Genomic DNA, 10,751 nt, shown 5'->3' on the forward strand with positions numbered 1-10,751 from the left:
ACGCTGCGGCACGGTTCGCCACGCAATGCGCGCCGGCGCCATCAAGCGAAGCGGCGGCGTCCGTTGCCGGACGCCGCCGCTCGTAGACCTGCCAACAAGGTCAGCGCCGCCTGCATCAGCCGCGCGACATTGCGGTTATTGCGACTGGCCGCCCTGCTGCTGCGCCGACATGCCGTTCATCTGATCCTTCATTTCCGAATCGTTGGCCTGACGGTCGGCCTTGTGGTTGATCTGCGCGTCCTTCACCTGCGCCTTGTACTGCGACTTCGCCTGCTTCTTCGCGTCGCTGTATTCGGCGTTTGCCGACTTCTTCGCGCTGCGGTATTCGGCATTCGCCGCGGCGTTCGCGTTGCGCTTTTGCACCAGCGGGTCGGCGGATTGCGGGGCGCTCAGGGCTTGCGGCGCGGGCGCGGGTTGCGCGATCCCGGCGGCCGCCGGTGCGTGGGCCGGCGCCTGGCCAGTCATCTGGCCTGGCATTTGACCTGGCGCGGCACCCGGCGCCATGGCCGGCGCGCCAGAAGGCGCCATCGTGGGGGCTTCGCCGGCCGGTGCAGCGCCCGGGGCCGCGTTTTGTTCCGCAGTTTGTGCATACGCACCCTGCGCAAATACGGCGGCAGTGGTCACGGTGGCAAAAGCGGCGGTAGCAGTGAGCAGCTTGCGAATCTGGGTCATGGCGTATCCTCTTTGCAGTGGTTCCGAAGGCGCTTTTGCAGCGGGCAACCCCGCCAGAGCCGCGCCCCCGCTCGATGGAGCCGCTCCGTGCAAACTTGGGCGGCGCTGTCGATCCGGGTGAAACCATTTTGGTGTGAAGATCGCTGTGGGGTCCCGCGACGTTACTCAACGTTTCAATTGCTGACGAATTCATAACATCTGGCCCCGAGATGTGACGGACGCCGCGGAGGCCGCCATCGCTTATGATGCTCACCCTTCGCGCGCTTGCCGCACGCCCTTCGAATTCCGATCCGCCATGCCCAACCTCGATTTCACACTGACCGGCGACTACGTCGAACTGCACAACCTCCTGAAGATCACCGGACTCGCCGACAGCGGCGGCTCGGCCAAACAGATCGTCGCCTCGGGCGCGGTGAAGGTGGACGGCGAAGTCGAGCTGCGCAAGACGTGCAAGGTCCGCGCGGGCCAGGCCGTGCTGCTGGGCGACACGCGCATAGCCATCAAGGCGCACGAGTGAACCACGCCGGAACTTGCCCGCACGCGCCAGCTATGCACCAGATTTGAGCATCTGGATCGACAAGGTCGCTGTCTCGCAATAAGCTTTCAGTTTTGACAGACGAACCCTGCCGCGCGGCGCGCTTTTCGCGCCGCTTGTTTTTCATGACTCGAACTACGCTTTCCCGACGCGCCGTTGCGGCGCCGCCCACGCTGCGCCGCCATGCCGCCGACACCGCACGCCTCGCCGGCCCGCTCGCGATCGCCCAGCTCTCGCAGATGGCGATGAGCGTGACCGACACCGTGCTGCTAGGCTCGCTCGGCGCCGACGCGCTCGCCGCTGGCGGCCTTGGCGCGAACATGTTCTTCGTGGTGGTGACCGTGCTGCAAGGTGTGCTGACCTCGGTGAGCGTGAGCGTCGCGCAGGCGCGCGGCGCCGACAACGAAAGCCACGTGCCGCACATCTACTGGGCCGGTTTCGCGTTGTCCCTGCTGCTCTCGGTGCCGGCGTTCGCGCTGCTCTCCTACGCCGAGCCGATCCTGCGGGCGCTCGGAGAGCCGACGCTGCTCGCGCATCACATCGGCGAATACACGGCCGTGCTGCGCTGGGGCGCTCCCGCCAGCCTCATCGGTGTTGGGCTCATGCGCTCGTTCCTGCCCGCCATTGGCGCGGCGCGGCGCCTCCTGTGGGTGTCGATTGCGTGCGTGTTCATCAACGGCTTTCTCAACTACGGGCTGATCCACGGTGCGTGGAGCCTGCCGCGCATGGGCTTTCTCGGCTCGGCGGTGGCCACCACGATCACCGTTTGGCTCACCGCGTTCGTGTTGATGGCGCTGCTCCACCTGCGGCCTTCACACCAGCATTTCGTCGTTGCGCGCCGGCCTACGGCGCCGCTGATGGGCGAACTCTTCACGATCGGCTGGCCGGTTGCGATCACCTATGCGGTCGAGGCGACGCTCTTTCTCGCCACCGGTCTGCTCGCGGGCCTGCTCGGCGAAACGCCCCTCGCGGCGCACCAGATCGCCCTGAACGTGGCCTCCGTCACCTTCATGGTGCCGCTCGCGATCGGTCAGGCGGCAAACGTGCGCGTGGGCTACTGGTCTGGCGCCGGCGTGCCGCGTGCGGCCCGCCATGCGGGCTTCGTCGCGCTCGGGCTCGGCGTTGGCTTCATGTCGCTCTCGGCGCTCGTGATGGTGCTCGCGCCGCACTGGATCGTCGGGCTCTACCTGCACCTCGACGACCCTGCCAACGCGCACACGGTCTCGCTCGCGGCCACGCTGCTCGGCGTCGCGGCGATCTTCCAGATCGTCGACGGCGCGCAGACCGTCGGTTCGGGCTGCCTGCGCGGCCTGAAAGACACGCGCGTGCCGATGCTCGCGGCGACGCTCGGCTACTGGGGCATCGGCTTTCCGCTGGGCTACGCGCTCGCGTTCCGCTTCGGGCTCGGCGCGCTCGGGCTCTGGTGGGGGCTGGCGGCCGGGCTCACCACTGTCGCCGTGCTCATGACGTGGCGCTTTCACCGTATGAGCCGGCGCGCACAGGCTCACGCCGCCGCGGCGAGCCGCGCTGGCTGAAACGTTCACTTAACCGGCCGGGCCATACCAGCGCGACCGGTTAAAATACGCGCCTGGCGCCGCGAGCGGCGTCCGTCCCACGAGGGCAAGAACAGTTTGGAGACAGCTGCGCCCACCGAGCGCCGCCGGCCACCCCGGCTACGCTTGCCACGCGCGCAGCGGTCGGGTCGCCCGCATCGACGCCACGCCACGATCCGACGCAAGAGCGCGACGCAACAGCGCGACCACCAGCGCACGCGCCCAGAGCGCGTGAGCGCTGAAGCCTCCCGCGCCACGACATAGAACGAACCCACTCACGGACCACCCTTTCATGCTTGCCCCGATTACCCGACTCTTCCCGCTCTGGGCCGTCCTCGTTTCATTGCTGGCCTACTTCGATCCGGGCCTGGTCGCCCCGATCGCGCCGCACGTGACGACGCTCCTGATGATCATCATGCTGGCGATGGGCGTCACGCTCTCGTTCGCCGACTTCCAGCGCGTCTTCACGCGACCGGCGCCGGTCGCGGCAGGCATCTTCCTGCACTACCTCGTCATGCCGCTCGCCGCCTGGGCGATCGCCAAGGTGCTGCACATGCCGCCCGATCTCACGGCAGGCATGGTGCTCGTGGGCAGTGTGGCGAGCGGCACGGCATCCAACGTGATGATCTATCTCGCGCGCGGTGACGTCGCGCTTTCGGTGACGATCAGCGCGCTTTCCACCCTGGTCGGCGTGTTCGCGACGCCGCTCCTCACGCGCCTTTATGTCGATGCCTCGATCGTCGTCGACGTGCGCGGCATGCTCATGAGCATCCTGCAGATCGTCGGACTGCCGATCCTGATCGGCCTCGTCGTGAATCGCCTTGCGGGCGGCCTCGTGCGCCGTGTGGAGCCGGTGTTGCCGCTCGTCTCCATGGTGTCGATCCTCGCGATCATTGCCGCCGTGGTGGGCGGCACGCATGCAAGCATCGCCACGGTCGGTCCGCTCGTCGCGCTCGGCGTGGTGCTGCACAACGGCATCGGCCTGCTCGGCGGCTACTGGGGCGGGCGTTTGCTCGGCTTCGACGAGTCGGTGTGCCGCACACTCGCCATCGAAGTGGGCATGCAGAACTCGGGGCTCGCCGCGACGCTCGGCAAACTCTACTTCTCGCCGCTCGCGGCCCTCCCGGGCGCGCTGTTCTCGGTGTGGCACAACCTGTCAGGCTCGGTGCTCGCGGGCTACTGGGCCGGCAAGCCGGCGCGCGGCAGCACGCGCAGTGCGCCAGGCGCCGCGAACGCGTCGCCCGAGCGCGGTTGATCCAAACGGTGGCCGAGCGCCGGGCCAGGGTTCCAGCGCTTACGCCACACGCTCCTGCGGTGCGCGGTTCCGCGACCACGCCAGCCTGCGTAGCGCCGGCCTTGCATGGAGCCATGCTCGCAGTTGCGCGAAGCGCCACTTGTGCGGTGGAGCCAGAGGCTCCAGCTCGCAGCGCACTTCGAAGCGCACCCCCTCCCGCCAACCACTAATGCGCGCCCGCTCGCCGGGCGCGAGGGGCAGCGCTTCGCCCGGTTGGAGCCAGTAGTCCTCGGCGTCGCCCTCGACCGTCATCCAGACGCGGCCTTCGAGCGCCATCACCACGCCGCCCCGCGCCACATGAATCGCGCGGCAGGCGCCACACGGCACCCACAGCGCAAACGCATCCGCGAAGTCTGCGCGGGTACCCACGCGGGTTCCTGCTCTCATTGCGCTCTCCCGTCGTTCAAGATGCGCGCAGTGTCGCGCCGCAAGCGCTGCAGACATTTCCGGCCGCGCTGAAACGTCTGCGCAGTACGGCCCGAAAATTGCTCAGACAGCGTGCTCGCCGCCGCAAGCCCGGCGGGCGGCTTCCCGTAGAATCCTCGCGAAGCCGTGCAATGAAAACGAACCAACACGCGGCGTGCCGCCATGGAGAATCCGTTTGCCCGCGCATCCCGCCCCATTCGAAGCCGTCACGCGGAGCGTGAGCACGCCTTACCCCTCGCTGCGCGCGCCCTTCGCTGTCTTCGCGCTCGTGTGCCTCGCGCTGGTTGCCGGCTGCGCGACGCGCCCGCCCGCCACCGACTACCCGCGCCAGACGAGCGCGGCGCTGCCGGCCTCGCAAGCCAGCGCCACGCCGCTTGGCGCCGCGCTCGCCGCGCCCGAAGCCGCGCACCCGGGCGAATCGGGCTTTCGCCTGCTCGCGACCGGCCCGGACTCGCTGCAGATGCGCGTCGCGCTCGCGCGCGCGGCGACGAAGACGCTCGACATGCAGTACTACATCGCCAACGAGGACACCACCGGCAAGCTGCTGCTAGGCGCGGCGCTCTATGCGGCCGATCGCGGCGTGCGCGTGCGCATGCTGGTAGACGACCTGAATTTCCACGACATCGACCGCCTGATGGCCGCGCTCAACAGCCATCCGAACATCCAGGTCCGCGTGTTCAATCCTTACGGCACCACGAGCGAGTCGATGTACCTGCGCACGCGCAACTTCTTCTCGAACGTCGACCAGTTCACGCGGCGCATGCACAACAAGGCGACGATCGTCGACAACGAGATGGCGATCGTCGGCGGTCGCAATCTCGGCGACGAGTACTTCAACGCAAGCCCGACGCTCGACTTCCGCGACCTCGACGTGCTTACGGCCGGGCCGGTCGCGCAAAGCATCTCGGCAAGCTTCGACGAGTACTGGAACAGTTCGATCTCGTACCCCTTGAGCGTGCTCAATCATCAGAAGTTCGACGCGCACGATCTCGACACCGCGCGCGACGACCTGCGCAAGCACTGGCTCGAAAGCGCCGAGCCCTACAACGCCAAACCGCTCAACGCCACGCCGCTTGCGCAGCAAGTCGCGGGCAACACGCTCGGGCTCGTCTGGGCGAAATGGGAGTTCGTCGCCGACTCGCCCGGCAAGATCGCGGGCAGCGAGAAAGGCGAGTTGGGCGACGCCATGCGCGCGCTGCTCGAGCGCATTCATCAAGCACAAAGCAGCGTGCTCGTGTTCTCGCCGTACTTCGTACCGCACGACACGGGCGTGCAGACCATCCGCGCGCTCACTTCACACGGCGTGCGCGTGGCGATCCTCACCAATTCGCTCGCCGCCACTGACGCCGTCGCGGTACAGGCCGGCTACAGCCCTTACCGCGTGCCGCTGCTCGAGGCCGGCGCCGAGCTCTACGAGTTCAAGCCGCAGCAGCCGGAGCACACCGACCAGCGGCGCTTCGGCGTGGTCGGTTCGCGCTCACGCGCGAGCCTGCACGCCAAGGCCTACGTGATCGACGACAGCACGCTCGTGATCGGCTCGCTCAATCTCGACCCGCGCTCGGCGCGCCTGAACACCGAGCTTGCGCTCACCGTGGAGAGTCCACCGATCGCGCACGAAGTCGCCGACCTGTTCAAGCGTGCGACCTCGCCGCAGGTGAGCTACCACGTGACGCTCGCAACGCCCGCGCAACTGGCGCAGCTCCAGGGCATGCCGGTCAACTCGCCGCTCGTCTGGACCGACGAGGAGAACGGCATGATCCGCACCTACAACCTCGACCCTGGTGCGGGTTTCTACAGAAATGTCCTAACCGGGCTATTCTTGCTGTTGCCGGTCGATAGCCAGCTGTGAAGCGCCTGCGCCCACGACGTCGCTATCGGCCGCGCAAAACGTAGATCGCTTAATTTACGTCGTATCGTCCGCCGTCGAGCCAGCCGCGAAGCCGTCGTCATCGCCATGAGCGTCGCGCCTTCGCTGCGGCCGCGCAAGCGCGAGGCGCAGCGCCGCCGCAGCCCAGCCACCACGCGGATCCGAACCCGTCACGAAAGCGGCGCCCTCGCACGCACTACAAACAGCGCGAGCGGAAGGCGCCGCCTCAATCACCGGAGTATCAAATGACCGCAAGCAACGAAAACGTCCGCATGGAGCGCGACACGTTCGGCGAGATCGCCGTGCCCGCCCATCAGCTTTGGGGCGCGCAAACGCAGCGATCCCTGCAGAACTTTCGCATCTCCACCGAAAAGCAGTCGCCGGAGCTGATCACCGCGCTCGCGACGATCAAGCACGCCGCTGCCGAAGTGAATCTCTCGCTAGGCGTGCTCGACGAGACCAAAGCGAACGCGATCATGCAGGCCGCCGACGAGATCATCGCGGGCAAGCATCCCGGCGAGTTCCCGCTCGCCGTGTGGCAAACGGGCTCGGGCACGCAGACCAACATGAACCTCAACGAGGTGATTGCGAACCGCGCGAGCGAGATTCTGGGCGGCGAGCGCGGCGAGGCGCGCAAGGTGCATCCGAACGACGACGTCAACCGCGGCCAGTCCTCCAACGACGTGTTCCCGACCGCAATGCACGTGGCTGCCGCCTACGGCATCGTCAAGCATTTGCTGCCGGCGCTCAAGACGCTGCGCGATACGCTCGACACCAAGGCAAAGGCCTTTGCCGACATCGTGAAGATCGGCCGCACGCACCTGCAGGACGCCACGCCGCTCACGCTGGGCCAGGAGTTCTCGGGCTATGTCGCGCAGCTCGATCACGGCATCAAGCACGTGGAATCTTCATTGCCGCATCTCTACGAACTCGCGCAGGGCGGCACGGCCGTGGGCACCGGCCTGAACGCGCATCCGCAGTTCGCGCAGAAAGTGGCGCAAAGCATCGCGAAGCTCACGGGCGTGCCCTTCGTCACCGCGCCCAACAAGTTCGAAGTGATGGCCGCCGCCGACGCGCTCGTGTTCGCGCACGGGGCGCTGAAGACCGTGGCCGCGAGCCTCATGAAGATCGCCAACGACATTCGCTGGCTCGCAAGCGGCCCGCGCTGCGGTTTGGGGGAATTGTCGATTCCCGAGAACGAGCCGGGCAGTTCGATCATGCCGGGCAAAGTGAACCCTACGCAGTCCGAAGCAGTGACGATGCTCTGTTGCCAGGTGTTCGGCAACGACGTGGCCGTGAACATGGGCGGCGCGAGCGGCAACTTCGAACTGAACGTGTTCCGCCCGATGATCGCGCACAACGTGCTGCAGTCCATCCGCATGCTCGCGGACGGCGCGCTCAGCTTCAACGATCACTGCGCGGTGGGGATCGAACCCAACCGCTCGCGCATCGACACGCTGCTCAACGAGTCGCTCATGCTCGTGACGGCGCTCAATCCGCACATCGGCTACGACAAGGCCGCGCAGATCGCCAAGAAGGCGCACAAGGAAGGCACCACGCTCAAAGCCGCCGCACTCGCGCTCGGCCACGTGACCGAGCAGCAGTTCGACGAGTGGGTGAAGCCCGGCGAGATGGTAGGCAACGCGAAGAAATAAGCCTTATTCGAAGGGCTGAAATGCACAACGGGCGGCGAGGGTCACACCTTCGCCGCCCGTTTTTTCATGCTGCCGCTACGGCGCGCGTGCGTATCAAATCTGCCCTTTCGCCACTTCCTCGGGCTTGAGTTCGACGATCGCGTCGAGCGCTTCCTTCACGTCGAGCGCGTATTTCGCGAGGCGCTTCTGCTCGTCCGTTTCCGGCACGTAGGTCGGCACGGGAATCGGGTTGCCGTTTTCGTCGACGGCCACGAACACGATCAGGCAGTCCGTGGTGAGGCGCAGCTGGCCGCTCTTCGGGTCGCCGGCGTGCACGGTGATGTGAATGTGCATCGACGTGCGGCCCGTGGCGACCACGCGCGCGCGCAGCTCGACCATGTTGCCGACGAGAATCGGCCGGCGAAAGCGGATGTTGCCCACGCTCACCGTCACGCAATAGCGGCCGGACCAGACCGCGGCACACGCATACGCCGTCTCGTCGATCCATTTCATCAGCGCACCGCCGTGCACTTTGCCGCCGAAGTTCACCGAAGTCGGCTCGGCGAGGAACCGGAACGTCGTTTCCGAACGGTCCAGCGGCTGGGTAGGCGTCTTCATCTCGGCTTGGCTCATGGCGATTACCGCGTACGGCGGCTCGGATTGTGGGGTAGGGAGGCGTCGATTATACGAGTGCAATAAGGCAGACAGTCGCAGCCGCCTGCGAAACGCCATCTGCGATTGTTCTAGCTCGCCGCGAATCGCGCCCGATAGTCGAGCGGCAGCACGCCGTAGCACCGCTCGAACGCGCGCCGCAGATTCTGCTCGGTGCCAAAGCCGCAATCGGCCGCAATACGCTTGAGCGGCCGGCGCGACTGCGCGAGCGCGTGCGCGGCGGCCTCCACGCGCATCGCCGCGACCGTGCGCGCCGGCGTGCGCCCCACCGCGTCGACATAGCGGCGCGCAAAGGTACGCGGGCTCATGCGCGCTTCTTCGGCCAGGCGCTCGACGCTCAGCTCGCCGTGCAGGTTGGCGGCCATCCAGCCGTGCAGCGCGTCGAACTCCCCGCCCGCAGTGGCTTGCGCCGCAAGCGCCTCGCTGAACTGCGACTGGCCGCCGGGCCGCTTCATGAACACGACGAGGCGGCGCGCCGCCTGCATCGCGACCGCATGGCCGCAGTCTTCTTCGATCAGCGCGAGCGCGAGATCGATGCCCGCCGTCACGCCCGCCGACGTCCAGACCACCCGGCCGTCGCGCTCGTCGCGGATGAAGATCGGCTCGGGATCGACTTCGACGCGGGGAAAACGCCGCGCGAGCTGGGACGCGTTGCGCCAGTGCGTGGCGGCGCGGCGGCCGTCGAGCAGACCCGCGCCGGCGAGATAGAACGCGCCCGTGCAGACCGACGCGACGCGGCGCGCGTGCGGCGCGGCCGCCGCGATCCAGGCGACGAGTTCGGGTTGCAGCGCAGTGGTGTCGTCGATGGGGACGCCGGGCACGATCAGCGTGTCGATCGTGGCGGGGTCGAGCGTGTCGAGCCGCTCGGTGACGATGGGCATGCCCGCGAAGGTCGGCAGCACGCCGCCAGCGACCGATGCGAGCGTCGTGCGGTAGGCGCAAGGCTCGGCGCCGCTTGTACCACCACGCGTGCCGCTTGCTGCGCGCATTGCCAGCTCGGCGCGCCAGAATGCCTCGACGGGGCCGCAGGCGTCGAGCAGCACGAGCTCGGGCGCGACGGCGAAGACGACGTGGCGTGCAGCGGCAGGGATGGACGGCTGAGACGGCATGGCGGCGAACTCGATGCTGACGAACTGTCCGCATGATCGCACGCACGCCCTTGGCAGTCTGGTCAAAGTGACATCAAATCCTGCCAGCCGGTCCCCAGCGACTACAGGAGCGCCTGACCGCTCACTTATGGAACGTGATGCCTTCGTCGATCGTGCCGTACATCGTGATGCCGCTCGCGCTGCTCGACGACGGCGTGGAACCGCCTGCACAGGCGGCGCACAAGGCGGCGAGCGCGGCGGCGGCAAAAAGAGCCAGAAAGCGTTTCATAAAGGGAGCAAGCCGTTTGCGTGAATAAACGATTTTAGCGCCGCGCTCCTACACGCCGCAGTACGTACCGCCGTGTGTGCGACGCGGCGCCCCATCGAGCGGCCGCAATCGACACTTCACTGCAGACTGAAACGTCGAATGCGCCATTTCGCTAAAGTAACGGTGTGGGCGAAATCCGCCGCCATCGCAAGCCATGATGGAGATGGTATGGACGCCTCCCTCTCGCGTCGGGTTGCAGGGGCAGTAGAAACGGCGGAGCCCTCGCTGTACCCGGACGGCATCAGAGTGCCAAAGTGGTGGTGTTGAAACGACCACACAGGGTAAGGAGGGCTCGAAATGAAGACTACGACATTCGGCGTGGACTTGGCAAAGCGAGTGTTCCAGATTCACTGGGTCGACATGGAAACAGGCGAAGTCGGAAGGCTGAAACTGAAGCGGGTCGAGCTGCGCTCGTTCTTCGCGAATCGGGCACCGGCGATAGTCGCCATGGAGGCATGCGGCAGCGCGCATTACTGGGCCCGGCAGTTGGTGGCGCTGGGGCACGAGGTGAGGTTAATTGCCGCGCACTTTGTCAGACCGTTCGTGAAGCGCAACAAGACGGATGTCGCCCATGCCCAGGCGATCTGGGAGGCGGCGCAACGTCCGGAGATGCGCTTTGTCGCTGTCAAGAGCGAAGCTCAGCAAAGCGTGCTGACGTTGCACCGCGTGCGTGAGCAGTTGA

At 66.9% G+C, this 10,751-nt stretch carries 12 protein-coding genes; 6 read left to right on the forward strand and 6 right to left on the reverse strand.

Annotated elements, in window-relative coordinates:
- Positions 1–135: 135 nt before the first annotated feature.
- A complete protein-coding gene (locus tag JMY28_RS23145) occupies positions 136–672 on the reverse strand; it encodes a hypothetical protein (RefSeq protein ID WP_201698226.1) in 537 nt (178 codons plus the stop codon).
- A 295-nt stretch (positions 673–967) separates the two neighbouring features.
- Between JMY28_RS23145 and JMY28_RS23150 the strand changes: the two genes are divergently transcribed.
- From JMY28_RS23150 to panS, 3 genes are all read left to right on the forward strand, one after another.
- Entirely contained in the window at positions 968–1,189 is a 222-nt protein-coding gene (locus JMY28_RS23150) for an RNA-binding S4 domain-containing protein (RefSeq protein WP_201698227.1), read from the forward strand.
- A gap of 143 nt (positions 1,190–1,332) precedes the next feature.
- Positions 1,333–2,742, forward strand: coding sequence for an MATE family efflux transporter (locus tag JMY28_RS23155; protein ID WP_201698228.1), 1,410 nt, complete (start codon positions 1,333–1,335; stop codon positions 2,740–2,742).
- Between the two features lie 310 nt (positions 2,743–3,052).
- Complete coding sequence (panS, locus tag JMY28_RS23160) at positions 3,053–4,015, forward strand: ketopantoate/pantoate/pantothenate transporter PanS (RefSeq protein ID WP_201698229.1); 963 nt, start codon at positions 3,053–3,055, stop codon at positions 4,013–4,015.
- A 39-nt stretch (positions 4,016–4,054) separates the two neighbouring features.
- On the opposite strand, the gene JMY28_RS23165 is transcribed toward panS, so the two are convergent.
- Positions 4,055–4,441, reverse strand: a complete 387-nt coding sequence (locus JMY28_RS23165) for a DUF2917 domain-containing protein (protein WP_201698230.1) — start codon at positions 4,439–4,441, stop codon at positions 4,055–4,057.
- Positions 4,442–4,697: 256 nt separating this feature from the next.
- On the opposite strand from JMY28_RS23165, the gene JMY28_RS23170 reads away from it, so the two are divergent.
- Entirely contained in the window at positions 4,698–6,329 is a 1,632-nt protein-coding gene (locus JMY28_RS23170) for a phospholipase D family protein (RefSeq protein WP_201698255.1), read from the forward strand.
- 54 nt (positions 6,330–6,383) lie between these two features.
- Here the strand turns inward: JMY28_RS23170 and JMY28_RS23175 are convergent, their stop codons facing one another.
- Positions 6,384–6,521, reverse strand: a complete 138-nt coding sequence (locus JMY28_RS23175; RefSeq protein ID WP_201698231.1) for a hypothetical protein — start codon at positions 6,519–6,521, stop codon at positions 6,384–6,386.
- A gap of 71 nt (positions 6,522–6,592) precedes the next feature.
- Here JMY28_RS23175 and fumC point away from each other — a divergent pair, with 71 nt between their 5' ends.
- Positions 6,593–8,002, forward strand: coding sequence for a class II fumarate hydratase (gene fumC / locus JMY28_RS23180; RefSeq protein ID WP_201698232.1), 1,410 nt, complete (start codon positions 6,593–6,595; stop codon positions 8,000–8,002).
- Positions 8,003–8,095: 93 nt separating this feature from the next.
- Here fumC and JMY28_RS23185 read toward each other — a convergent pair whose 3' ends face one another.
- The 3 genes from JMY28_RS23185 to JMY28_RS23195 form a co-directional block, all read right to left on the reverse strand.
- The gene (locus JMY28_RS23185; RefSeq protein WP_201698256.1) at positions 8,096–8,599 is read right to left on the reverse strand and encodes an acyl-CoA thioesterase; all 504 of its coding nucleotides are present in this window, start codon (positions 8,597–8,599) and stop codon (positions 8,096–8,098) included.
- 125 nt (positions 8,600–8,724) lie between these two features.
- On the reverse strand, positions 8,725–9,762 hold the full coding sequence (locus tag JMY28_RS23190; RefSeq protein ID WP_201698233.1) for a GlxA family transcriptional regulator: 1,038 nt from the start codon (positions 9,760–9,762) through the stop codon (positions 8,725–8,727).
- Positions 9,763–9,883: 121 nt separating this feature from the next.
- Positions 9,884–10,030 (reverse strand): hypothetical protein, encoded by a 147-nt coding sequence (locus JMY28_RS23195; protein ID WP_201698234.1) that lies wholly within the window; start codon positions 10,028–10,030, stop codon positions 9,884–9,886.
- 336 nt (positions 10,031–10,366) lie between these two features.
- Here JMY28_RS23195 and JMY28_RS23200 point away from each other — a divergent pair.
- Positions 10,367–10,751 (forward strand): transposase (locus JMY28_RS23200; RefSeq protein ID WP_201698235.1); only part of this gene is annotated, 385 nt, incomplete at its 3' end.

Source organism: Paraburkholderia hiiakae, from assembly GCF_904848665.1.
Classification (GTDB): domain Bacteria; phylum Pseudomonadota; class Gammaproteobacteria; order Burkholderiales; family Burkholderiaceae; genus Paraburkholderia; species Paraburkholderia hiiakae.

Bases quoted from the DNA above. Each gene is read 5' to 3' on its own strand.
- JMY28_RS23190 (WP_201698233.1), bottom strand. From the start codon at position 9,762: ATGCCGTCTCAGCCGTCCATCCCTGCCGCTGCACGCCACGTCGTCTTC.
- JMY28_RS23195 (WP_201698234.1), bottom strand. From the start codon at position 10,030: ATGAAACGCTTTCTGGCTCTTTTTGCCGCCGCCGCGCTCGCCGCCTTG.
- JMY28_RS23185 (WP_201698256.1), bottom strand. From the start codon at position 8,599: ATGAAGACGCCTACCCAGCCGCTGGACCGTTCGGAAACGACGTTCCGG.
- fumC (WP_201698232.1), top strand. From the start codon at position 6,593: ATGACCGCAAGCAACGAAAACGTCCGCATGGAGCGCGACACGTTCGGC.
- JMY28_RS23150 (WP_201698227.1), top strand. From the start codon at position 968: ATGCCCAACCTCGATTTCACACTGACCGGCGACTACGTCGAACTGCAC.
- panS (WP_201698229.1), top strand. From the start codon at position 3,053: ATGCTTGCCCCGATTACCCGACTCTTCCCGCTCTGGGCCGTCCTCGTT.
- JMY28_RS23155 (WP_201698228.1), top strand. From the start codon at position 1,333: ATGACTCGAACTACGCTTTCCCGACGCGCCGTTGCGGCGCCGCCCACG.
- JMY28_RS23145 (WP_201698226.1), bottom strand. From the start codon at position 672: ATGACCCAGATTCGCAAGCTGCTCACTGCTACCGCCGCTTTTGCCACC.
- JMY28_RS23165 (WP_201698230.1), bottom strand. From the start codon at position 4,441: ATGAGAGCAGGAACCCGCGTGGGTACCCGCGCAGACTTCGCGGATGCG.